The sequence below is a fragment of the Kitasatospora sp. A2-31 genome, assembly GCF_022288725.1.
GTDB lineage: Bacteria > Actinomycetota > Actinomycetes > Streptomycetales > Streptomycetaceae > Kitasatospora.
Genome location: NZ_JAKNTA010000022.1, coordinates 42,294 through 65,335, shown reverse-complemented (window position 1 = coordinate 65,335; position 23,042 = coordinate 42,294). Strand labels below are relative to the sequence as shown.

Sequence of the window (23,042 nt, the reverse complement as noted above, 5' to 3'; positions counted from 1 at the left end):
GGTCATCACCCGGAACGCGCCGAAGTGGGCCGCGCCCGGCTCCAGGTAGAGGGCGGCGCCGGGAATGTGGTCGGCCAGCCAGCGGGAGTGCTCGACCGGTGAGAACTGGTCGTCGGCGCCGTGCCAGAGCCAGCTCGGCACGGCGATGTCCTGGACCTTGAAGCCCCAGTCGGCGGTGAAGGCCAGGACGTCGTCGATCCAGCCGTCGGCGCCGTGCCGGAACGCCTCGCGGTAGTTGCTCTGCAGCATCCGGCGCAGCCCGGTGTCGGCGACCACCTCGCGGTCGGTGGCCGGGAGTTCGGGCCGCAGGCCCTTGAGCAGCCGGACCGGGTCGGCCTTGATCTGCTCGGAGCGGAACCGCATCGAGGCGGCGATCTGGTCGTGCCCGCGCTCGGCCTCCTGGTAGGCCCGGACGTTGGGGGGCGTCATCCCGCCGTACCAGTCCAGGCCGGCCGCGTTCCGGGGGGCCAGGCTGACCAGCAGCGCGACCCGGGTGACCCGCTCGGGCAGGAGCGCGGCGCAGGCCAGCGCGTGCGGGCCGCCGCCCGAGCGGCCGAGGACGGCGAAGCGGTCGATGCCGAGCTCGTCGGCGATGGTCCGCACGTCGGCCGCGGCCGCGCTGACCCGGCGTCCGGGCAGCCGGGCCGAGTCGCCGTAGCCGGGCCGGTCGAAGGAGACCAGCCGGATGCCCAGGCGGTAGAGGACGCTGGTGCGCGGGTGCGGGCCGACCCGGCTGCCGGGCGTGCCGTGCAGCAGGAACACCGGCCGGCCGCGCGGGTCGCCCACGGTCTCGACGGCGAGGGCGCGGCCGTCCGCCGCCTTGACCATCCGTAACGTCACGCGCGGCCTCCTCGGTACTCCGGGGTGCTCCGGTCGGCGGCCCCGGTCGTTCGGTCCTCCGTCAGTGGTCCCGGTCCGTGGTCCCGCGGACCTCCCGGCGGGCCTGCCAGGTGGTGTGCTCGCGGGAGACGGCGTCCTCGGCGTCCCGGGCCAGCCTGGCCCAGACCTCCTCGGCGTCCGCCGCGCCCAGGTCGAGCCGGGCCAGCTGGTCGCGGATCAGCTCCAGCTCGTCCGCGGCCAGCCCGTAGGCGGCGGCCAGCGGCCGGTACTGGCGCAGCTGGGCCCAGGCGGTGACCGAGGCGGCCACCGCCGAGACGGTGCCGAGCGCGTCGTAGCCGAAGCCGCCCATCGCCCGCAGCACCGCGAGCACCAGGCCGAGCCCCGGCAGCACCACGCCGAGCACGCCGGTCCAGAAGCCGGCCCGGGCGCAGTACCGGGCCTTGGAGCGGTACCAGTCGTGCTGCACCAGGATCCGCTCCCGCAGGTAGACCTCGCGGCGCACCGCCAGCGGCTGGTCGCGCAGGCCGCGCATCGCCGCGGTGATCGGCGCGTCGGGCCCCTCCGCGGCCGCGCCGACCGCGCGGCTGCCCCGGAAGGCGTTCAGCACCCGGCCGAGCTGGAAGCTGTACAGCCCCTCGGCGTCGGGCAGGGTGCGCGGCGGCGGCTGGAAGGCGTCGGCCCGGACGGCGAACTTCCAGGCGAGCGTCTTCACCGACTCCGCGGCCGCCCGGCCCTCGTACCAGAGGCCCTGCGGGTTCTGCCGGCTGATCACCACCGCGAGGCCGATCGCGCCGAGGTAGGCCACCGCGGCCGACCAGGCCCACGGCTCGCCGTCGGCGGAGCCGAACCCGGCCGCGGCGACCAGCAGCACCAGTTCCCAGGCCGAGAGCAGGACGGACCGGCGCTGCCCCTGCAACGAGGCCGAGTCGGCCGTCCAGAACAGTGCGGGCAGCAGCTCGTGCTCCCGCACCCTCCCCATCGGCTCCCCACCCGACGCCATCCTCGGCCCCCACCCGTCGCTCCGGTCGCACCGCTCTCCTGCCCGCCCCACCGCCGCGGTACGCCTGGTCCGGCCGCGGACCGGCCGCAATGGCCGGGAAGCCGCCGCAGGTTGTCCCATATCGCGGTGCTCCGGCCTTGCGGGGGCGGGCGGCGGGCCCGGGCGGGTCGGCGCGGACCGCGCGCCGTGCGCCCCCGGCCCCCGGGGGCCCGCGGGCCCGGCCCCGTACCTCACCCGGGCCGTGCGGGGCTCAGCAGGTCGGGCCGCGCGGGGCTCAGTAGGTGTAGAAGATCCGGTCCGCGTTGTCGGCCATCTGCTTGGCGTTCCACTCCGTGCCGCCGGGCACGTTGCCGGAGCGGAACAGCGGCGGGGCGGCGCCGTCACCGGCCGCCGCCGCGTCGGCCAGCCGGCCGACCGCCGAGGCCACCACGGCCTGCATCAGCGCACTGGTGACGACGGTGGAGACCGGGCCGAAGGAGGTCTCGGCCGCCGGGTGGCTCAGCTCGCCGTCACCGACCGCGATCTTGCTGTCCAGCACGACGTCGCAGTGGTCCTTCAGGTAGGTGCCCGACGGGTGCGCCGACGGGACCTCGCCCGGGTAGGCCAGCGAGGTCACCCCCACCACCTTCAGGCCGCGGTCGCGGGCGTACCGGGCCAGCTCGACCGGCATCACCTGGCGGCCGGAGAGCGAGATGACGAAGAGCAGGTCGCCGGCGGTGGCGGGGGTGAGGTCCAGGGTAGTGGTGGCCAGTCCGGAGACCCGCTCCAGGGCACTGGAAAGCGGCGCCGGCATCACCGTCACCCCGGCCATCCCGGGGACGTTCAGCAGGTTCACCGGGACCAGCCCGCCGGCCCGGTAGACCACGTCCTGGGCCGGCAGCGCGGAGTGGCCGGAGCCGAAGGTGAAGATCCGGCGCCCCTCGGTGACCGCCTCGGCCAGCAGCGCGCCCGCGGCCTCGATGGTCTCGGCCTCCTCGGCGCGGACCCGCTGGAGGTGGGCGATCGCGGCGTCGAAGTACCGGCCGACCAGGTCGCTCATCTGTGCCTTCGCTCTCTGCCGGCGGGGGAGCCGGCCGGGTGGGGCGGGCCGGGGTGGTCCAGACCGCCGATGGAGAAAGCTACGGCGAGCACCGTGCTGTCTCACCGGTGCCGCTGTCAACAGGAACGAAAACCCTTCCCGGAAGCCCCTGGGCGGGCCCGGTTGTCGGTGCGGTAGGTCAGAATTGGCGGTGAGGACACCGAAGAACGGAGCCAGCGGCGATGTCTGGGCTGATCGACACCACTGAGATGTACCTTCGCACCATCCTGGAACTGGAGGAGGAGGGCATCGTTCCGATGCGTGCCCGGATCGCCGAGCGCCTGGAACAGAGCGGCCCCACGGTCAGCCAGACGGTCGGCCGGATGGAGCGCGACGGGCTGCTCCAGGTCGCGGGCGACCGCCACCTCGAACTCACCGAGGAGGGTCGCCGGCTCGCGGTGCGGGTGATGCGCAAGCACCGCATCGCCGAGTGCCTGCTGGTCGACGTCATCGGCCTGGAGTGGGAGCAGGTCCACGAGGAGGCCTGCCGCTGGGAGCACGTGATGAGCGAGACGGTGGAGCGCAAGGTGCTCGCCATGCTCGGCCACCCCACCCAGTCCCCGTACGGCAACCCGATCCCGGGCCTGGACGAGCTGGGCGACGCCAAGGCCGAGGGCGAGGGCTTCGACGCCGCGCTCGTGCCGCTGGACTCGGTGAGCCCGGGCGAGGACGGCGCCGACGTGGTGGTCCGCCGGATCGGCGAGCCGATCCAGACCGACGGCGAGCTGATGCGCACGCTGCGCCGGGCCGGCGTCCGGCCGGGCTCGACGGTGCGGGTCGCCCCCGGGGTCGGCGGGGTGCTGGTGGGCACCGGCGACAACGCGGCCGAGCTGGGCAAGGACATCGCCGCGCACGTGTTCGTCGCGCAGGCCTGACGGCCCGCTCCGACCGAGCCGGTCCGGGCATGGCCCGACCGGCTTCTCCGCAGGCCTCGCGGCAGGCACCGCCGCAGCGAACAGGGCCCGGTGCGTCCCCGCGCACCGGGCCCTGCCGTTCCCACCCCGTTCCCACCCCGTTCCCTCCCGTCCCTCCCCCCCCCCCCGCTTCCGTGGCACCGGCCTCCCCGAACCCGGCCGGTGCCACGGCCCCTCCGTTCCCCCCGTCCCCTCCGTTCCCTCCCGACCGCCCCGCCCGGCTTCCCCGTCCGAGCGTCCCTTCCGGCGTCCCCTCACGGTGGAATTCCTCCCCTCGGCAGATCATGGCAATCCTTGAGCGCTGTCACTCGTACGAGGGGCTTGCGCCGTTGACCAGCGGGTACACCGAAGCCTTATCCGCACATGCGTCTGACGGGCCCCGCCTCCGGTGGGAGGCAAGGCCCGTCAGTCGCGCGCGGGGTGTCGCGCGTGGCACACCCTCACCCGATCGGCGCAGGGCGGCTGTCCACGGGACGGTGAATCACCGTCGGATTCCCGGGGCCGGACGGCCGGGGGCGGGGCCCGAACGGCCCAGGGGCGGTCCCGGAGAGGGGCCGAAGGAGCGTCAAGGGGCGGGTCAGTGCACCGGCGCCGGCTGGGCCGCCTGGGGGCGGGGGGAGGGGGCCTCGCGCCCGCACGCGTAGGCGAGGGGGCTGATCAGCTCGGCGGCGTCCGGCAGCCAGCGGTTCAGCGCTGACGGCGAGCGGGCCCACTGGGCGAAGGCGGACGGGCCGACCCGGGACGGCGGGGCCACCGTCCAGTCGCCCTCGCCGCGGGCCACCAGGTCGAGCCGGCCGGGCGGCCAGCCGAGCCTGCGCAGCATCTCCGGCACCTTGGCGGCCACGCCCGGCAGCACCAGGAAGTGCAGCCGGCGGCCGGACCGCCCGGGCGCGGCGGGGACGGCCACCACCGGGCCGAGCTGGAGGTCCATCCGCTCCATCCGGGCCAGCGCCAGGCAGCCGGCCACCTCCGGGACGTCCAGGACGTCGAACGAGCGCCCGGTGGGCAGCAGGATCGAGGCCTCCGGCCGCTCCGTCCACCAGCGCCGCACCGCGCCGGGGCCGGCGCTCGCCTTGCGCGCCCAGTCCGCGTCGATCGGGTGCGCGCCGGGCAGCGGGCACCGCAGGTCGCCGCACGAGCACCGGGCCGGTCCGTCGCCGTCGATGAGCCAGGCGCCCGGGGCGACCTCCCAGTGCCGGCTCTCGGCGTAGCTGACGGCTTCGATGAGCAGCGGGGGCAGTCCGGCGCTGCCCTGGTCGGGGGGATCTGGGATGTCTTCCACGCGCTGCTCAACTACCGTGCGTGAGGCTGGTTACGGGCCGGTGCGGGCCGGTCGGCCGCGCGGTGGCAATGTCACCCGAACCGGTGAGGCGGTCGAGCCGGTGCGGGGGTGGCGTGCGGTGGCGGGCGCAGTGGGGGCGCACGGGAGCATTTCCCCGGGCGCGTGGGGGGTGGGGATTGTCACCGTGGGTATCCCGGGGGCGTCGCTGATCGCTAACCTTGTGTCAGATTCCTTGGACGGTCGGACAGTCGGCAACAGATCAGCAGAATCGTCGCCCGCCGGCCGGACCGGAGGGTGTGGGGAGGCGAAGCCCAATGGCCGCGAGACCACTTGTCGCACGACAGCCCAACGAGCGTCTGCAGCAGCTGATCCAGGAGGCCAGCTGCTCCAACGCCGGTCTGGCGCGGAGAGTCAACCTCTGCGGCGCCGAACACGGCCTGGACCTGCGCTACGACAAGACCTCCGTCGCGCGCTGGCTCCGCGGCCAGCAGCCGCGGGGGCAGGCGCCGGCGGTGATCGCGGAGGCGCTGGGCCGCAAACTCGGCCGGAGCGTGTCGGTCGAGGAGATCGGCATGGCCGACGGCAAGAACCTCAGCTCCGGCATCGGGCTGCAGTTCGCGCCGACCCTGAGCGCCGCCCTGGAGCAGGTCTGCGAGCTCTGGCGCAGCGACGTCGGCCGGCGGGACTTCCTCACCGGGGCGACGGTCGCGGCCTCCGCGCTGGTCGAGCCCAGCCGGGACTGGCTGATCACCCCGCCCGACCCGGTGGTCGCGCGCACCGGCGGTCCGCGGGTCGGCCCGACCGACGTGGCGGCGATCAAGGCGACCACGGCCATGCTGGTCGACCTCGACCACCGCTTCGGCAGCGGCCACGTCCGCCCGGTGGTGGTGCACTACCTGAACAGCGTGGTCTCCGGCCTGCTCGGCGGCGCCTACCGGGAGGAGACCGGTCGGCAACTCTTCGCGGCGGTGGCCCGGTTGACCGAGCTGGCGGGCTACATGGCGGTGGACACCGGTCAGCCCGGCCTGGCCCAGCGCTACTACATCCAGGCGCTGCGGCTCGCCCAGGCCGCGGACGACCGCGGCTACGGCGGCTACGTGCTGGCCGCCTCGATGAGCCACCTGGCCGCGACCCTGGGCAACCCGCGGGAGATCGCCCAACTGGCCAGGGCCGCCCAGGAGGGAGCCCGTTCGGTCGCCACCCCGACGGCGATGGCGATGTTCTACGCCGCCGAGGCGCGCGGCCACGCACTGCTCGGTGACGCCCGGTCGTGCGAGGCGGTGGCCGCCAAGGCGCTGGAGGCGATGGAGAGGCGGCGTCCGGAGGACGATCCGGACTGGATCGCCCACTTCGACGACGCCTACCTCGCCGACGAGCTGGCCCACTGCCACCGGGACCTGGAGCAGGCCGGCCCGGCCGAGCACTACGCCCGGCGGGCGCTCGACCTGCACCCGCCGACGCGGGTGCGCCGCCGCGCGGTGGACCTCGTGCTGCTCGCGACGGCGCAGCTGCAGCAGCGCGACCTGGAGCGGGCCTGCGAGACGGGCGCCCAGGCGGTCCGGTTGCTCAGCGGGCTGCGGTCGAACCGGGGGGTGGAGTACCTCGACGAGTTCCGGCGCCGGCTGGAGCCCTACCGGGAACAGCGGGTGGTCCGCGAGTTCCAGGCCCGCGCGGAGGCGGAGGCCGCCTGAGCGGGCGGCCCGGTCGGTCCGCCCGAGCAGGGCGTCGGCGCGCAGGTGAGGGGCCGGTGAGGGATGGACCGCCCACGTGGTCACCCGGTTCGGTGAACCGGTAGCGTGGGCGTGACGTCCAAGGAACTGTGATGCTCCCAAGAACCGACGAGATGTGGTCCGCCGTCAGCGCGCGGTCGTGCACAGGTGAGGAATCGCGTTGAGCCAGCGCCGCTCGTACCCCAACTCGGGTGACTTCAACCTGGACGACCTGTTCCGCCCCGAGCCCGGCCAGCCGCAGGGCCAGCCGGGCCAGCCGCAGGGCCACGGCCAGGCCGTGCCCGGTCAGCAGCAGCCGTCGACCGGCCAGTCCTACCTGCCTCCGGCCGGGCCGCCGTCCGGCCGGCCCGAGTACCTCGGCGAGGGCGCGCACGCCCTGCCGACCCAGGCCATGCCGGCCCAGGCCGCGCCGTGGGGCGGGGCGCCGCAGGCCGGCTACCCTCAGGGCGTGCCGGCCGAGCCGGCCCCGGACACGCAGTACCTGCCGCCGTACCCCACCGCGGACCCGGCCGCCGGCGGCTACCCGGCCCAGCCCGGCCACCCGCAGGCCGCACCGGCCCCCGGCTACCCGCAGCAGCCCGGTCAGGGCTACCCCGCCCAGCAGGGCCGGTACGGCCAGCCGGCCGCGCCGGAGTACCCGGGCCAGGACCTTGCGACCCGGTCCGGCTCCGGGGGCGGTGGCCGTTCGTCCACCAAGCTGGTCGTCGGCGGTGTGGTGGCGGGCTGCGTGGCGGCCGGCGTCCTGGTCGCCGTCCTGATGAGCGGCGGTGACGACGCGCCCGGCCCGGAGAAGAAGGCCGGCCCGGCGGTCACCGGCAGCGCCACGTCCACCGGTTCGCCGGCCGCGACCGGCTCGGCGGCCCCGTCCGTCAGCCCGGAGGTCAAGGCCCAGGCCCAGGCGCTCTCCGACCTGCTGGGCACCGCCAACGACAGCCGCCAGGCGGTGATCGGCGCGGTGGGCGCGGTGCAGAGGTGCGACAAGCTGCCGGAGTCCCAGCAGGCGTTGACCGACGCCGCGGGCAAGCGCCGGGAGCTGCAGACCAAGCTGGCCGCCCTGAAGACGGACAAGCTGCCGAGCGGCCCGCAGCTGGTCGAGCAGCTCAATGCGGCCTGGCAGGCCTCGGCGACCGCCGACGACGAGTACGCGGCCTGGGCCGGCGACATGCAGGGCGGCTGCGACCCCAAGAAGACCGACAACCAGCACTACAAGAACGCGGTGCAGGCCAGCGGCTCGGCCACCACCGCGAAGAAGCAGGCCTCCGGCCTCTGGAACACGATCGCCGGCCAGACCGGCCTGCCGAACCGCGGCGACGGCGACCTCTGAGCCGCCGCCCGGAAGGCCGGGAACGCCGGGGCGGGACGCCCGGGGCGCAACGCCGAGGCCGGCCGCCCGGCCGGGGAACGCCGGGGGGCCGGACCGGTGACCCGGGCCGACCCCTCCGGCGACGGCGTCAGGCCGGCGGCCTGGCGCCGGTGAGCACCCAGCGCACGTCGACGAAGCCTGGCTGCTGGAGGGCGAGCCGACCGCCCTTGACCACCTGGTACGTGACCCAGGTGTTCACCAGCCGGGGCGACTCGGTGCTCGGCAGCATGTTGGTGGTGCCCCAGTTCAGCGGCGGGGTCAGGCCCACGTCCACCTGCTCGCCGCCGTCCAGCAGCGCGGTGATCGTCTTGGCGGTGACCGGCCGCCCGGCCGCGCTCAGCCGGTCGGAGATCTGCCGGAACACCTCGTACCCGACCCAGGTGGTCTGCACCCCGGGGTCGGCCACGTCGATGGCCTTGCCGCCGGCGGCGTCGCTGCGGACCACCGCGCGGAGCGAGTCCCAGATCCTGGCGGACTCCGGCGGGAACCAGCCGGTCACGTAGGCGCCGGCGAGGGGACCGCCGTCGCCCCCCGTCGAGTCGACCACCGACTGCTGCACGCTGCCGATCACCGAGGCGATCCTGGTGTTCTTCGGCCCCACCCGGCGGAAGGAGTCCAACAGGTTGCCGGTCGGCTCGGCGGCCAGGGCGGAGGTCATGCAGGTGCCCGCCTCGTCCTTGCCGACCGCCTTGCGGATCACCGCCGAGTAGTCGGAGGACTGCTCCGGTGCCTTCACGTCGAGCAGCTTGATCCCGGCCGGCTTGAGCGCGTTGGCCAGGTAGCCGAGCAGGTTGTCCCCGGCCGGGGTGTCCGGCCGGACCAGCGAGACGCTCTTGCAGCCGGCCTCCACCAGCTGGCGGCCGCTGCCCCCGATCAGCGCCGGCATGCCGCCGGCCACCGGGTACGAGAGCGGGCTGCTGAACTCGGGCTGGGAGATCCCGTAGCCGCCGATCAGCGGGATGCCGGCCCGCTCGAGGAGCGGCATGAACCGGTCGCCGTACTGGCTGTACGACCCGATCACGGCGACCACCTTGGCGTCCACCGCCTGCTGGGCGCAGGCCGTGGCCCCGGCCGCGGTGTTGTGCTCGTTGCAGGTGAGCACCCGGATGGTGCGGCCGTTGAGGCCGCCCTTGGTGTTGATGTCCTTGCCGATCGCCTCGGCGAGAGCGGTCATGCCGGGCCGGTCGGCGCTGCCCGTGCCGGACGGTGCCCAGGTCATGACGGTGAGGTCACCGCTCTTGGTGGCGGCATCGGCCGGTCCGCCGCACGCGGAGGCCGAGAAGAGGGTCGGGAACAGGGCCGCGGCGGCGGCGACTGCGGCGATCGGGCGGCGACGCTGCCGCTCGGTGATCGTGCTGTGATCCTGGGACGGGCCCCTTCGGCTGCTCATCGGTCTTCCCTCCTGAGGCTGCTGCGGCGCACCGGGAACAGCCAAGCCCCGGTGCCGCAAGCCGAGAGGACCGCTCGGCGAACGGTTCACCAACGGAAGTCGAAATCCAGGGTCGGACGCGTGTAGATGCGGAGTGGAGCACGAACGGTGGGGGAACGTACGATCGTCAGCCATGTCCGCCAGCACAGATTCTTCGTATCGGTCTGCCCGAAACCCTTCTCGTCCGGGCCACCGCTCCAGCACGATGGGCGGCATGCCGCTCAACGACCTGCCCTGGTGGCGCTGGCGAGCCCGTCTCCGCTCGGCGCTCCACATGCTGTCCGACCCCGGGTTCCAGCAGGAGACCTGGTTGTCCGGCCGTGCGGGCTTCGGCGACGTGACCGACGCCGTCTACCGCCTGGTGGAGGACACCTGGCTGGACCGCTGGTCGGCCGAGAAGTACGTCGGGACGATCTTCCGCGACTCGGCCGAGGCCGCGGTGGTGGACGTCGCGGTGCTCCGGGTGGTCCGGATCCTGCACGAGGTCGGTGCCGACGCCCCGGCCTCCGCCTACCTCGGACACCACGGCTGGCCGGAGGCGGTCCGGGCCGCCCGCGAGGCGCACGTCAAGCTCGCGACCAACGACGGTGAGGACCCGGACGCCCCGCCGCGCTCGCTGGACGTGCTGCGGATCCTGACCTCGTCCTGACGTCCCGCGGTGAGCCGGGCCGTCCCGCAGTACGGGCAGCGGGGCGGCTGCCGTCCAGGATGTGACACGCTGGACCACTCACCGACGGCACGACCTCAGGACGGGATACCCCCCACGTGGAACAGCAGACGGCCAGCGCCCAGTACGTCCTCACGCTGTCCTGCCCCGACAAGCAGGGCATCGTCCACGCGGTCTCCAGCTACCTCTTCATGACCGGCTGCAACATCATCGACAGCCAGCAGTTCGGTGACCGGGACAGCGGGCTGTTCTTCATGCGGGTGCACTTCTCCGCCGTCGAGGAGATCACCGCCGACAAGCTGCGGGCCAGCTTCGCCGCGATCGGGGCCTCGTTCGGGATGGACTGGCAGATCCACCCGACCGCGGAGCGGATGCGGATCGTCCTGATGGTCAGCAAGTTCGGGCACTGCCTGAACGACCTGCTGTTCCGCACCCGGATCGGTGCGCTGCCGGTGGAGATCGCCGCGGTGGTCTCCAACCACACCGACTTCCGGGACCTCACCGAGGGCTACGGGATCCCGTTCCACCACATCCCGGTCACCCGGGACACCAAGGCCGAGGCCGAGCAGCAGCTGCTGGACCTGGTCGCCAAGGAGAACGTCGAGCTGGTCGTGCTGGCCCGCTACATGCAGGTGCTCTCGGACGAGCTCTGCACGGCGCTGTCCGGCCGGGTGATCAACATCCACCACTCCTTCCTGCCGAGCTTCAAGGGCGCCAAGCCGTACCACCAGGCGCACGCCCGCGGCGTGAAGCTGATCGGCGCCACGGCGCACTACGTCACCGCCGACCTGGACGAGGGCCCGATCATCGAGCAGGAGGTGGCCCGGGTGACCCACGACGTCACCCCGGACCAGCTGGTCGCGCTCGGCCGGGACGTCGAGTGCCAGGCGCTGGCCCGCGCGGTGAAGTGGCACAGCGAGCACCGCGTGCTGCTCAACGGCAGCCGCACGGTCGTCTTCGCCTGACGCCTGACGGCCGGTGGTGGGGCCTGGGCTTGAGGCCCCGGCCCCGGCCGCGGGCGCCGCGCTACGGGCGCGACAGCAGCGGCATGGCGTGGAGCACCTCGCGGATCGCGGCCCGGTCACCGTGCTCGCCCACCGGCAGCCGGTCCGGATCGCGGTGCGCGGCGGCCAGCTGGCAGAACTCCAGCCCGTCCAGCACCATCGAGGCCACCGGCTCGCCGCCCGGCGGCCCGCCGTCCGGGCCGTCCAGCGGTACCAGCCACTCGCCGGCCGCCGGCCCGTCGATCACCAGCCGGAGCTGCCGCCCGGTCCGGCGGCCGCCGTCCGGCGCGCCCGCGGGCGCCCCGGCGTGCTCGGGGCGGGCGGCGCGCAGCCCCGCCAGCGCGAGCGGCAGCATCCGGACCGCCAGGTCGACCATCTGCCGCAGGTGCTGCGGGGCCGGCGGGTCGTACGGGTACGCCACGGCGCGGGCCACGTCCTCGCCGTGGACGAAGGTCTCGAAGGCCCGGTCGACGAAGGCGTCGCGCAGCGGGACGGTCGCGAAGCCGTAGTCGACCGGCGTGCTGCCGTGCGGGGCCAGCGCGGCGGTGCGGACCAGCTCGTGGCAGTGCCGGCGCCACCGGGCGCGGACCCGCTGCGGCGGCTGCCCGGCCTGTTCGGCGGCGAGCCGGGCGGTCCGCCGGGTGATGGCGTCCCACGGCCGGCCGTCGTCCCCCGGCCCGCCCTGGGCGGGCACCCGCGGCGGGTCGGGGCGATGCTCCTGCGGCGGCACCCGGCGCCCGCCGACCGGCGCGGGGCCGCCCGGGACGGGGTCGGGCATGCCGAGGGCGACCGCCAGGAAGCCGTCCACGGCGGCGAGGTGGCAGAGCACCTCGGCCGGGCGCAGGTACTCGGTGCCGCCGTGCCAGGGGAGTTCGGCCACCTCCTGCCACTCCTCCGGGCCCAGGTCGCGCAGCAGCGCGTCCAGCTTCGCCGTCTCCGCCGCGTACGGCGCGCCCCAGGCCGGGACGGGCAGTTCGGCGGGGCGCCGGGCCAGGCACCAGTCGAGCACCTGCTGGCGGAGCGGGCCGGGCTGGTCGAGCGGTTCGTCGACGGCGAGCCAGCCGGCCGCCTCGCGCAGCCGCGCGGCCTCGTCGGCGCACTCGGGACAGGCCCGCAGGTGGCGCTCCAGTTCGGCGGCCTCGTGCGGCGGGCAGGCGCCGAGGGCCCAGGCGCCGAGCAGCGAGCGCAGGGCCTCGTGCTGCTCCTCGGTGGTCGTCACGTGCCCCCGTCCCCGTCCCCGTTCCCGTGCCGGTGTCCGCAGCCGCCCTGCCGCCGGTCGTCGCCGCCCGGGCGGGCCCGTCGCTGGCGGGCGCGCTCCGCGGCGAGTTCGGTGGCCAGCAGCTCCAGGCCGAGCCGCATCCGCTGCTTGGCGGTCTGTTCGCTGATGCCGAGCCGGCGGGCCGTCTCCTGGTAGGTGCGGCCGTCGTAGTACGTCACCGTGATGGTCTCACGCAGGGTCTGCGGCAGGGAGTCGACGGCGACCTGGATCCGGGCGGCGGTGGCGACGGTGCGGATCTCCTCCTCGACCCGGTCGTGGGTGCCGGGCTGGCCGGCCGGGCGGGCGTCGTCCCCGGCGTCGGTGCCGTGGCCGTGGCCGTTCCGACCGCCGCCGCGGTCGTCGTAGTCGCCGTGGCCGCCGTGGCCGCCGTGGCCGCCGTGGCCGTCGTAGCCGTCGTAGCCGTCGTGACCGGAGTGACCGCCGTGGCCGGGCAACGCCTCGGCCGCACGCCGGACCCGGAGCCGCTCCACGGCGCGGCGGTGGGTCAGGGCGCCGATCCAGGAGCGGAGCGAACCCTCGGCGGGGTCGAAGTCCTCGGGGTGCTCCCAGACGTGGGCGAATATCTCCCGGGTGAGCTGGGCGGCGGCGGCCTGGTCGGCCAGTATCCGCCCGGCCAGCCCGTGCACCATCGGCGCGAGCTGGTCGTAGAGCTCGCCCAGGGCCGTCTCCTCACCGCGGGCGAGGCGGCGCTGGAGCTGCTCGTCCCACCGCGGGGCGCCGCCGGGGGTGGCCACCGTCAACCACCCTCCCGCCCTGGGGTTCCGCCGCGTACCGCCGCTGTTCCGCGGCCTCGTCCCACGGTATCCTCCGCCCTTCGGCGGGCGGGCGGGATTCCGCGAAAGAAGCAGAACACCGGGGTTTCGGATCGTCACATCGTGGGATCTGCCGAGGCTCCGGCTGTTCGACGGGGCGTGGACATATGTCGCACGGGTGGTTCACGAGTGGCGGGCCCGGTCCATGGGGCGTCCGACGGTAGGTTCGCCCTGCGTGTCCGGCCGGTCGGCCCGGTCGGACGAGCGCCGGTGCGAGGCTCGCGATAGTGAACGGGACAGTATGCCCTGCCCTGTCCCCCGATCGCTGGAATATGCCCGAAGCGCTTGCTGCGGTCCTCCCGCCGACTCATCCTGAGGCGTATTCGTGTCGCGGCCGGTGAGCGACGGACGAGTTGGCGCGGGCCGGACGTGCCGGGTGCGACGTGCGCAGGCCCGGAGGCGGTGGCCCGGAGCGCGCCCGGGCCGGTCGGACGGCCGATCCCGATCGAGGCGGCGGCCGAACTGCGAGTGCGGGTGGTGGAGCGGTGCAGGTTCTACAGGTACAGCTGGCGGTGCAGGCGGACCCCGCCGAGGTCGGCCGGGCCCGTCGGTGGGTGCGCTCGCGACTGCTCAACCACGGTGTGGACCCGGACGCTCCGATCGCCGAGACGGTGGTGCTGGTGGTCTCCGAGCTGGTGACCAACGCCGTGGTGCACACCGGCAGTCCGGCCGTCCTGCGGCTCTGCTTCCCGATGGACGGCGCCGCCCGGGAGGCCGCTCACGCCCCGGTCGGGGACACCGGCGGGGTGCGCGAGTCGGCGACGGTCGGTCCGCTGCGGGTCGAGGTCGCCGACGCCAGCCAGGCGGCCCCCGCCCCCCGGCACGCCGGCCCGGACACCGACGCCACCAGCGGTCGAGGCCTGGAACTCGTCGAGCTGCTCTGCGACCGCTGGGGCTGGTACCCGGACGGCTCGGGCAAGCGGGTCTGGTGCGAGATCGGCGCGGACGCCCCGCCGGTGGACCCGCTGGCCGCCGTGGACTGGGCCGCGCTGGCGCAGTGACGGTCCGACAGGCGCGGCCCGTCCGCCGCCGACCCGTCGGCGATCATCGGGCCGAAACCTGACGCAACCATTCCGAATTTCGGACAACCCATTGACGTGATGTATCCGACTGATCACGCTTGGGAGCAGCTCTTCGTTGCGAGGGGACGCCGAGGGAACACCCGAACGCCGCTGCGGTGCTGCTGTCCAGGGGGACCATGTCAGCAGGGGGGCCGTGCGCTGCCGATCGCGTGGTGGCTCCTTGGCGAGTGCGGAGGGCGGTCGTGCGGGTTCAGGGCCCGTGCGCTGCGATTGGATGGCGGCCGGCCGTGCCGTGCTCGGGGTGCGTGCGGCCCGCCGCCATCCGATCCGTCCGGTCCGCCCGTTCCGTAGGGCCTGGTCCGGTCGACGGGGGACTCACTTTCGCGCCATTTCCGGAGGGATCGCGTCCGTGCGTCGGCCGCCGTCGGGTTCGGTGCGCGTCCGTGCGCCGGCCGCCGTCGGGACGGCAGGTGCGCGAGCAGCCGCCGTCAGGTCCGCCCGCCGGGGCGTCAGCCGACCCGTTCGGCCGTCCGGAACGTCCGCCGGTACGCGCTCGGCGCTACGTCCAGCCGGCCGCGCAGCTGTAGCCGGAGCGAGGCGGCGGTGCCGAAGCCGGACTCCCGGGCCACCTGGTCGACCGTCAGATCGGTGCTTTCCAGCAGCTGACGGGCCCGCTCGGTGCGCTGCACCGTGAGCCACTGGCCGGGGCTGGCGCCCGTCTCGTCCCGGAAACGTCGGGTGAAGGTGCGCACGCTCATGCCGGCCCGGTCGGCGAGCTGCCGCAGCGACAGCGGCTCCGCGAGGTGCTCCAGCGCCCAGGCGCGGACGGCGGCCGTGCCGCTGCCGGGCTCGGCACTCGGGCGGGGGAGCTCGACGTACTGCTTCTGGCCGCCCTCGCGCCACGGCGGCACCAGGCAGTGGCGGGCCACCGTGTTGGCCACCGCGCTGCCGTGGTCGCGGCGGACGATGTGCAGGCAGAGGTCGACACCGGCCGCCACCCCGCCGGAGGTGAGCACGTCGCCGTCGTCCGTGAACAGCACGTCCGGGTCGAGCCGGACGGCCGGGAAGAGCGCCGCGAAGCGCTCGGTGTAGCGCCAGTGGGTGGTGGCCGGACGGCCGTCCAGCAGGCCGGCGGCGGCCAGCACGAAGGAGCCGGTGCAGATCGACACCAGCCGGGTGCCGGGCCGGATCCTGGCCAGTGCGGCGCCGAGCTCGGGGGTGAGCCGGGCGTCCGCCTGCATCGGCCCCGGGTCCTTGGAGGCCGGGACGACCACGGTGTCGGCCCACTCCAGGAGTTCGGGCCCGTGGTCGACGGCGATCCGGAAGTCGGTGCTGGTGTCGACCGGCCGGCCGTCCAGCGTGCAGGTGGCCACCTGGTAGAGCGGGACGCCCGCGGAGTCCCTGGCCGACTCGAAGATCCTTGCCGGGATGCCCAGTTCGAAGGCGATCACCCCGTTGAGCGCCAGCACCGCGACCTTGTGGGCCACCTCGCTCCCCCTTCGCCCGCCGTCGTCGTGTCGGCCCCCAGCGTACGCCGGACCGGTGGCCCGATTCTTACGAAAGCTGGCAGTCAGGCCACTCGCCCCGGGTTCCGGCCCTTCGGGAGACTCGGCCGCGTGAACGAACGGAACGCCCCCACCCTCGACGACGCCCCCACCCTCGACGGCGCCACCGCTCCCGCCACCGCCGGCCCGCGCCGGCCCAGGGTCCACTACGCCTGGGTGGTGGCGGCCGTGTCCCTGCTGGTGCTGCTCGGCTCGGCCGGCTTCCGCTCCACGCCCGGCCTGATGATGGACGCGCTGCACAACGAGTTCGGCTGGTCGATGGCGACGATCTCCAGCGCCACCTCGGTCAACCTCGCCCTCTACGGCCTCACCGCCCCCTTCGCCGCCGCCCTGATGGACCGCTTCGGCGTGCGGCTGGTGGTGGTCTGCGCGCTGCTCACCATCTCCGTCGGCGCCGGCCTGACCATGTTGATGCGCGAACCCTGGCAACTGGTCCTCTGCTGGGGCGTGCTGGTGGGCCTCGGCAGCGGCTCGATGGCCGGCGCCTTCGCCACCACCGTCACCGGCCGCTGGTTCCGGGCCCGGCAGGGCCTGGTCACCGGCGTGCTCACCGCGGCCGGTGCCGCCGGCAACCTGGTCTTCCTGCCGGTCGGCGCCTGGCTGGTGGAGCAGCACGGCTGGCGCTCCGCGGTCGTGGTGGTCTCGCTGGCCGCCTCCGCGGTCGCCGTCCCGGTGCTGCTGCTGATGCGCGAGCGCCCCGCCGACCTCGGCCTGCTCCCGTACGGCGCCACCGAGGCTCCGCCCGCCCCGGCGCCCACCGGCGGCGCGCTGGCCCGCTCGCTGCGGGTGCTCCGCGACTCGGCCCGCAGCAGGGCGTTCTGGCTGCTGGCCGGTTCCTTCGCGATCTGCGGCGCGACCACGGCCGGCCTGGTCGGCACCCACTTCATCCCGGCCGCCCACGACCACGGCCTGCCGGTCACCACCGCGGCGAGCCTGCTCGCGCTGATCGGCGTCTTCGACGTGGTGGGCACGATCGCCAGTGGCTGGTTCACCGACCGCTTCGACTCCCGGCTGCTGCTGGTCGTCTACTACGCGCTGCGCGGCCTCTCGCTGCTCCTGCTCCCGCAGCTCTTCGCGGGCTCGCTGGAGCCGCCGATCCTGGCCTTCGTGATCTTCTACGGCCTGGACTGGGTGGCCACCGTGCCGCCGACCGTCGCCCTCTGCCGCCGCCACTTCGGCGAGGACGCGCCGATCGTCTTCGGCTGGGTGCTGGCCTGCCACCAGGTCGGCGCCGCGGTGGTGGCCGGACTGGCCGGGCTGGTCCGGGACGCGTTCGGCGACTACGACCTCGCCTGGTACGCGGCCGGCGCCCTCTGCGCGGTGGCCGTCCTGCTCTGCCTGGCCCTGGGCGCGAACCGCGAGGACCGGCCCGACCGCACCGTTGCGGCCCTGTCCTAGAGATCGTCCTCCAGCGCCGTCGAACCGCGTCGTGGAAGGCCGGCCGTCGTCGCGGGGTGTGAGGGGGCGCGGATAGGCTCGGCGGCCATGGCACTCACCTTCACGCTCGATCCCGACCTCGACGCCGAACTGCGACAGGACCTCGTCCGGCTGTGGACCGACGCCACCAACGCGGGCGGCGCCGTCGGCTTCGTGGCCCCGGTGACGGAGGACGAGGTCTGGGTCACCGCGGAGAAGCAGTTCGCGGCCGTCGCGCCGTCCGGGCCGGACCGGTTGCTGGTCGCGCACGAGGCGGAGACCGGGAGGCCGGCCGGGATGCTCTTCTTCGAGTCGATGCGGTTCGCGCCGATGGACCACTGGCGGCTGATCAGCCGGGTGATGGTCCACCCCGAGCTGCAGGGGCGGGGCTACGGGGCGGAGCTGATGGCCGAGGCGGAACGGCTCGCCCGGGGCTGGGGGCTGGCCGGCCTGCGGCTCTACGTCCGCGGCGGCCTCGGCCTGGAGCAGTTCTACGGGCGCTGCGGCTACGTCGAGGTCGGACGGGCGCCGGGCACCATCCGGGTCGCCCCCGGGGACGACCGCGACGACGTCACCATGTGGCTCGACCTGCGCTGACCGGGCGGCCGGTGCCGGCGCCCCCGGCCGGATGCGCCGGCGGGCCCCCGGGCGCGGCCGGCGGCGGCGCCCGGGACGCGGGGGCGCGGGGGACGGGCCACCCGTTCCCCGCGCGGGGCGTCGGGCATGCTTCACTGGGAGACCGGCCCAGCCCCCGCGCAGAGAAGGACGTGTCCCCGGTGAGCAGCAATGTGAGCAACAAGTCGCACGCCACGCTCCGTTACACCTCCCTGCGGGTCAGCATCTTCCTGGGCTGCCTGCTGGTCGCCCTGCTGCTCGGCCACTTCCAGCTGATCCCGGTCCGGGGCGAGCTCGGCGTGGTCTTCCTCTTCCTGCTGGCCGCGGTGGTCTCGGCACCGCTCAGCTACGTCCTGCTGAGCAAGCAGCGCGACGAGATGTCGGCCCAGATCTCCGGCAAGGTCGACCGCCTGCGCAACCGCACGGCGGACCGGATCGCGGCGCAGAACGCCGAGGAGGACGCCGCCGACGACGCCGCCCGCGCAGCCGCCGCGAAGAGCTGAGCCGCGCCGCCGCCGTGCCCGCACCCGAACCCGCCGCCGACACCCCGGGCTCCGACACGCCGGGCTCCGGCACGCCGCGTTCCGGGGCTCCGCGTTCCGGGGCTCCGCACGCCGACACCTCGAACGCCGGGGGCGCGGGCGCGGGGACTCCCGCCGGTGCCACCCCGCGCGCGTCGCGTGCCTCCGCCCCGCCCGGGGAGCCGGGCGAACCGGCGAGCGGCACCTGGCCGGCGCCCGTCCGCCGCCCCACCGGGCGCGACGTCGCCCGGCTCGCCGGGGTCTCGCAGGCCACCGTCTCCCTGGTGTTCTCCGGCTCCGAGGCCGGCCGCAGGGTCTCCGACGCCACCCGGGAACGCGTACGGGAGGCCGCCCGCAGCCTCGGCTACCGGCCGCAGGCGGCCGGCCGGCAGCTGCGCCTGGGCCGCAGCGGCATGATCCTGCTGGCGGTGCCGAACATCCTCGGGCCGTTCTTCGGCCGGGTGCTGGAGGGCGTCCACGAGGAGGCCGGCAAGCACGGCCTCGCGGTGGTGGTCAGCTCGGGCTGGGGGAGCGCCACGCTGGCCGAGGCCGCCACCACCAGCCGGTTCGACGGTCTGCTGATCTGCTCACCGGACGACAGCCAGCTCGGCGAGCTGCCCGCCGACACCCCTGCGGTCTTCCTGGACGCCGATCCGGGCACCGACCGGGCCCGCCCGACCATCGAGCTGGACGTGGCCGGCGGCATGCGGGCCGCCGTCGAACACCTGGCCGCGCTCGGCCACCGCCGGATCGGCCGGCTGCGCTCCACCCACTCCGCGTACACCTTCCGGGTCCGGCAGGCGGCGTTCGAGCAGGCGGCCGAGGCACTCGGCCTGGACGTGGTCGAGTTCGGGGTCAGCCTCAACGAGGGACAGCCGGCCGCCCACGGCGTCGCCCACCGGCTGCTGGAGCACCCCGACCGTCCGCGCGCGGTGATCTGCGACGACGACGTGGTCGCCTCCGGGGTCTACCAGGCGGCCGTCGAACTCGGGCTGCGCGTTCCCGCCGACCTCTCGGTGGTCGGCATCGACAACGTCCCGGTCGCCGCGCTGCTCGCCCCGCCGCTCACCACCGTCGACCTCCCCGGCGAGGAGCTGGGCCGGGCCGGCGTCGCGGCCCTCGCCGACCTGCTCCGGGGCGAGCCGGTCGCGCCGGTGCCGCCGCTGGCCACCTCGCTGGTCGTGCGCTCCTCGACCGCGGCGGCCTGAGCCCGGGATCACCGGGAGCACCGCCGGCCCGGGAGCACCCGCCGGCCCGGGAGCACCGCTGGCCCGGGGAGCCCGGGAGCACGGCCGGTGGCGGGTGAACGACTGCCGGCGGGCAAGTGACTGCCGCCTGCGGGCAAGCGACTGCGCCCGTCGGCCAGACCACCCGGTCCGACGGGCGCAGTCACGTCTGCGGGGAGCTGCCCCGGTCTCAGCCTGCCGGCACCGGCGCGGCTGGCGCGGCCGCGGCGGCCGAGACGTGGGCCGGGGCGGGCCGGAACCAGCGGCGCGCGCCGAACAGCAGCAGCCCGCCCAGCCCGATGCCGCCGGCCGCGCAGAGCGCCACCGCGGTCAGCGAGCCCTCGGCGAGGTTGCCGGAGACGGCGTAGCCGAGCGAGTTGCCGGTCGCGAACAGCGTCACCAGCCAGGCGAACGCCTCCGTCACGGTGCCGACCGGCGCCAGCTCGGCGACCAGGACGAACGCGGCCGCCAGCAGCGGCGCCAGCACGATCCCGGAGAGGAACGCCAGCCCCGCCATCGCGAGCGGACCGGGCAGCAGCACCAGCGGGAGGTAGGAGACGGCCATCCCGAGCGCCATGACCCACGTCCGGGTCGCGGTACTGCTGCGCCACTTCACCACGCCGTAGGCCAGCGCGCCGAGCAGGCCGCCGAGCGCCGCCAGCGCCAGCAGCGACCCGGCCCCGCCGGGCAGGGCGCCCTCGTGGGCCTCGGCGTAGGCGATGAACAGCACGTTCTGGGCGCCGACCGCCCAGCCCGCGCCGGCCAGGCCGATCAGCAGCAGGACCAGGCCGGGGGAGCGGAGCGGTCCGAGCAGGCCCGAGGAGTGCGCGCGCGGGGGTGCCTGCCAGGCGCGGGCCGGCGCGGCGGTGGCCACGATCAGGGCCCCGGCCAGCCCCAGGGCGGCGGCCACCCAGAGCGCCGCGACCGGGCTGACGGCGCCCGCGATGCCGGCCACCGCGAGCGGGCCGGCCACGTAGAGGGTCTGCTGAGAGGCGGAGTCGAAGGCGTACGCGGTGTCGAGCTGCTCGTCCTCGACGACGTCCGGCCACAGCGAGCGGAGGCAGGGTTCGAGCGGCGGCATGGCCAGGCCGGCGACGGCGGCGCCGAGCGGTGCGGCGACGGCCGAGCCGGGCGCGAGCGCCAGCAGCGCGTAGCCGCCGCCGGCGACCACGGCGGAGGCGAGCAGCACCCGCGGCTGCCCCGTGCGGTCCACGATCCGCCCCAGCACCGGGCCGCCGACGGCGGCCGAGATCGCGTAGGCCGCGGTGGCCAGCCCGATCCGGCTGTACGGCGCACCGGCCTCGCGCAGGGCCAGCGCGATCACCAGGGCGGTCATGCCGGCCGGGAGGCGGCCGAGCAGGGTGCCGAAGAGGAGGCGGCTGACGTGCGGGGCTCGGAGCAGGGCGAGATAGCCCATGGACGGTTCTCCGTTGCGGGCAGGGACGGGCGGGGGGTGCTCTCCAAGTTATACGTATAACCAGCGACGGTCAATCGAGGCCCCTTCCCGATCTGATGGGGCGTCAGCCTCGTTCGTGTCCGGATTTGATCGGTGTGCACCCACATCTCAAACAACAACTTTGAACATCTCAAACCTTTACTGCTAACGTGTCGGCCATGACCACCTCAGGAGCACTCCGGATGCACGGCCTGGGCCCGACGCCCACCGCCGCCCGCCCGTGCTGCCTGCCCGGTGCTGTGGACAGCCCGCGCCGTTGTCGCGCCATGAGCTGTATGCGGGCGGCACGCCCCTGACCGGGGCCCGGCTCCTCCCTGCCCGGCCCGCGCGCCGTGCCGCCTTCCCCGCCCCACCCCACCGTCAGCAACGCCCTCCCCCGGAGCCGCACTGCCATGCCCACAGCGCCCGAGGCGACCCCGTCGCCGTCCGTGCTCGCCCGAATCCGCAAGACCCCGTTCTGGGTCCAGATCGTCGCCGGCCTCGTGCTCGGTGCCGGTCTCGGCTACCTGGCCCGGACCGCCGAGATCTCCTGGCTGGCCACCACCCTGGAGACCATCGGCAAGATCTTCGTCCAGCTGCTGAAGCTGGCCGTCCCGCCGCTGGTGTTCACCGCGATCGTGGTGTCCGTGGCCAACCTGCGGAACGTGACCAACGCGGCCCGGCTGGCCGTCCGCACCCTGCTCTGGTTCGCGATCACCTCGCTGATCGCGGTCGGGATCGGTCTGGGCCTCGGGCTGCTGACCAACCCGGGTGAGGGCACCGACCTCAAGACCGAGGGCCTCAAGGCGCCGAAGTCCACCGGCAGCTGGATCGACTTCCTGACCGGCATCTTCCCGACCAACATCGTCACGGCCTTCACCGAGGTCGAGGTGCTCCAGATCGTCTTCCTGGCGATCGTGACCGGCGCGGCGATCCTCAAGCTCGGCAGCAAGGCCGAGCCGGTCCTGAAGCTGAGCGAGTCCGTGCTGGAGCTGGTCCAGACCGCGCTGTGGTGGGTCATCCGCCTCTCGCCGCTCGGCACCCTCGGCCTGATCGGCAAGTCCGTCGCCAAGTACGGCTGGGACCTGCTGGCGCCCTTCGCGACCCTGACCGTCGACATCTACGTCGGCTGCGCGCTGGTGCTGTTCGGCGTCTACTCCCTGCTCCTGAGGTTCGCCGCGGGCCTCAACCCGCTGAACTTCTTCAAGGGCGCCTGGCCCGCCATCCAGCTGGCCTTCGTCTCCCGCTCCTCGGTCGGCACCCTGCCGGTCACCCGCCGCGTCACCGAGCGCCTCGGCGTTCCGAGCGAGTACGCCTCGTTCGCCGTGCCGTTCGGCGCGACGACCAAGATGGACGGCTGCGCCGCGATCTACCCCTCGCTCGCCGCGATCTTCGTCGCCCAGGTCTACGGCATCGACCTCGGTGTCAAGGACTACCTGCTGATCGCCTTCGTCTCGGTCATCGGCTCTGCGGCGACGGCCGGTCTGACCGGTGCGATCGTGATGCTGACGCTGACCCTGTCGACGCTCGGCCTGCCGCTGGAGGGCGTCGGCCTGCTGCTCGCCATCGACCCGATCCTCGACATGATGCGCACCGCGACCAACGTCGCCGGCCAGGCCGTCGTGCCGATCCTGGTCGCCGCCCGCGAGAAGACCCTCGACCTGGTCGCATACGGCAACCCGACGGGCGAGCTGCTCGACGGCTCGGCCCCGATCCCGGCGCAGGCGTCGGGCAAGGAGGCGGCTCCGGCCGCCGCCTGACCCGGGTTCACGGAGCCCGCCCCCGCGCCCGACCGGCGCCGGGGGCGGGCTTCTGCGTTGCCCCCCGCCGCGCCCGCGGCGGGG

The 23,042-nt window shown here is 74.8% G+C and carries 20 protein-coding genes; 11 read left to right on the top strand and 9 right to left on the bottom strand.

The features are described from left to right. From MCM47_RS36130 to MCM47_RS36120, 3 genes are all read right to left on the bottom strand, one after another. Positions 1 to 828: alpha/beta fold hydrolase (locus MCM47_RS36130; RefSeq protein WP_238951256.1), on the bottom strand; the 828-nt coding region annotated here is incomplete at its 3' end. A gap of 73 nt (positions 829 to 901) precedes the next feature. Beyond that, the gene (locus MCM47_RS36125) at positions 902 to 1,819 is read right to left on the bottom strand and encodes a DUF4231 domain-containing protein (protein ID WP_238951249.1); all 918 of its coding nucleotides are present in this window, start codon (positions 1,817 to 1,819) and stop codon (positions 902 to 904) included. Positions 1,820 to 2,114: 295 nt separating this feature from the next. Then, a complete protein-coding gene (locus tag MCM47_RS36120) occupies positions 2,115 to 2,879 on the bottom strand; it encodes a sugar isomerase domain-containing protein (RefSeq protein ID WP_238951248.1) in 765 nt (254 codons plus the stop codon). 221 nt (positions 2,880 to 3,100) lie between these two features. On the opposite strand from MCM47_RS36120, the gene MCM47_RS36115 reads away from it, so the two are divergent. Then, positions 3,101 to 3,793 carry a metal-dependent transcriptional regulator gene (locus tag MCM47_RS36115; protein WP_238951247.1) on the top strand — a complete coding sequence of 231 codons (693 nt, stop codon included), beginning with the start codon at positions 3,101 to 3,103 and terminating at the stop codon, positions 3,791 to 3,793. Positions 3,794 to 4,409: 616 nt separating this feature from the next. On the opposite strand, the gene MCM47_RS36110 is transcribed toward MCM47_RS36115, so the two are convergent. Further along, positions 4,410 to 5,114, bottom strand: a complete 705-nt coding sequence (locus MCM47_RS36110) for a bifunctional DNA primase/polymerase (protein WP_238951246.1) — start codon at positions 5,112 to 5,114, stop codon at positions 4,410 to 4,412. Between the two features lie 314 nt (positions 5,115 to 5,428). Here MCM47_RS36110 and MCM47_RS36105 point away from each other — a divergent pair, with 314 nt between their 5' ends. Further along, positions 5,429 to 6,805, top strand: a complete 1,377-nt coding sequence (locus tag MCM47_RS36105; RefSeq protein ID WP_238951245.1) for a transcriptional regulator — start codon at positions 5,429 to 5,431, stop codon at positions 6,803 to 6,805. Positions 6,806 to 7,004: 199 nt separating this feature from the next. Further along, entirely contained in the window at positions 7,005 to 8,168 is a 1,164-nt protein-coding gene (locus tag MCM47_RS36100; protein ID WP_238951244.1) for a hypothetical protein, read from the top strand. 127 nt (positions 8,169 to 8,295) lie between these two features. On the opposite strand, the gene MCM47_RS36095 is transcribed toward MCM47_RS36100, so the two are convergent. Continuing rightward, positions 8,296 to 9,597, bottom strand: coding sequence for an ABC transporter substrate-binding protein (locus tag MCM47_RS36095; RefSeq protein ID WP_238951243.1), 1,302 nt, complete (start codon positions 9,595 to 9,597; stop codon positions 8,296 to 8,298). Positions 9,598 to 9,769: 172 nt separating this feature from the next. Here MCM47_RS36095 and MCM47_RS36090 point away from each other — a divergent pair, with 172 nt between their 5' ends. Both MCM47_RS36090 and purU read left to right on the top strand, forming a co-directional pair. Further along, complete coding sequence (locus MCM47_RS36090) at positions 9,770 to 10,285, top strand: hypothetical protein (protein ID WP_238951242.1); 516 nt, start codon at positions 9,770 to 9,772, stop codon at positions 10,283 to 10,285. A 116-nt stretch (positions 10,286 to 10,401) separates the two neighbouring features. Continuing rightward, on the top strand, positions 10,402 to 11,268 hold the full coding sequence (gene purU, locus MCM47_RS36085; RefSeq protein WP_238951241.1) for a formyltetrahydrofolate deformylase: 867 nt from the start codon (positions 10,402 to 10,404) through the stop codon (positions 11,266 to 11,268). A 61-nt stretch (positions 11,269 to 11,329) separates the two neighbouring features. Here purU and MCM47_RS36080 read toward each other — a convergent pair whose 3' ends face one another. Continuing rightward, entirely contained in the window at positions 11,330 to 12,526 is a 1,197-nt protein-coding gene (locus tag MCM47_RS36080) for a zf-HC2 domain-containing protein (RefSeq protein ID WP_238951240.1), read from the bottom strand. Next, complete coding sequence (locus MCM47_RS36075; protein ID WP_238951255.1) at positions 12,523 to 13,320, bottom strand: sigma-70 family RNA polymerase sigma factor; 798 nt, start codon at positions 13,318 to 13,320, stop codon at positions 12,523 to 12,525. The genes MCM47_RS36080 and MCM47_RS36075 overlap by 4 nt, the downstream gene beginning before the upstream one ends. 563 nt (positions 13,321 to 13,883) lie before the next feature. Here MCM47_RS36075 and MCM47_RS36070 point away from each other — a divergent pair. After that, positions 13,884 to 14,399 (top strand): ATP-binding protein, encoded by a 516-nt coding sequence (locus MCM47_RS36070; protein ID WP_238951239.1) that lies wholly within the window; start codon positions 13,884 to 13,886, stop codon positions 14,397 to 14,399. Between the two features lie 530 nt (positions 14,400 to 14,929). Here MCM47_RS36070 and MCM47_RS36065 read toward each other — a convergent pair. Beyond that, complete coding sequence (locus tag MCM47_RS36065; protein WP_238951238.1) at positions 14,930 to 15,907, bottom strand: GlxA family transcriptional regulator; 978 nt, start codon at positions 15,905 to 15,907, stop codon at positions 14,930 to 14,932. Between the two features lie 129 nt (positions 15,908 to 16,036). On the opposite strand from MCM47_RS36065, the gene MCM47_RS36060 reads away from it, so the two are divergent. The 4 genes from MCM47_RS36060 (at position 16,037) to MCM47_RS36045 (ending at position 19,745) form a co-directional block, all read left to right on the top strand. Next, complete coding sequence (locus MCM47_RS36060) at positions 16,037 to 17,383, top strand: MFS transporter (protein WP_374209268.1); 1,347 nt, start codon at positions 16,037 to 16,039, stop codon at positions 17,381 to 17,383. Positions 17,384 to 17,470: 87 nt separating this feature from the next. Then, positions 17,471 to 17,998 carry a GNAT family N-acetyltransferase gene (locus tag MCM47_RS36055; protein WP_238951237.1) on the top strand — a complete coding sequence of 176 codons (528 nt, stop codon included), beginning with the start codon at positions 17,471 to 17,473 and terminating at the stop codon, positions 17,996 to 17,998. 179 nt (positions 17,999 to 18,177) lie between these two features. After that, positions 18,178 to 18,519, top strand: coding sequence for a DUF4229 domain-containing protein (locus MCM47_RS36050; RefSeq protein ID WP_238951236.1), 342 nt, complete (start codon positions 18,178 to 18,180; stop codon positions 18,517 to 18,519). Between the two features lie 14 nt (positions 18,520 to 18,533). Next, positions 18,534 to 19,745, top strand: a complete 1,212-nt coding sequence (locus tag MCM47_RS36045; RefSeq protein WP_238951235.1) for a LacI family DNA-binding transcriptional regulator — start codon at positions 18,534 to 18,536, stop codon at positions 19,743 to 19,745. A 208-nt stretch (positions 19,746 to 19,953) separates the two neighbouring features. Here the strand turns inward: MCM47_RS36045 and MCM47_RS36040 are convergent, their stop codons facing one another. Continuing rightward, positions 19,954 to 21,180: an MFS transporter gene (locus MCM47_RS36040; protein WP_238951234.1), complete on the bottom strand. Its 1,227-nt coding sequence runs from the start codon at positions 21,178 to 21,180 to the stop codon at positions 19,954 to 19,956. Positions 21,181 to 21,611: 431 nt separating this feature from the next. Between MCM47_RS36040 and MCM47_RS36035 the strand changes: the two genes are divergently transcribed. Continuing rightward, positions 21,612 to 22,958 (top strand): dicarboxylate/amino acid:cation symporter, encoded by a 1,347-nt coding sequence (locus tag MCM47_RS36035; RefSeq protein WP_238951233.1) that lies wholly within the window; start codon positions 21,612 to 21,614, stop codon positions 22,956 to 22,958. Positions 22,959 to 23,042 lie beyond the last annotated feature (84 nt).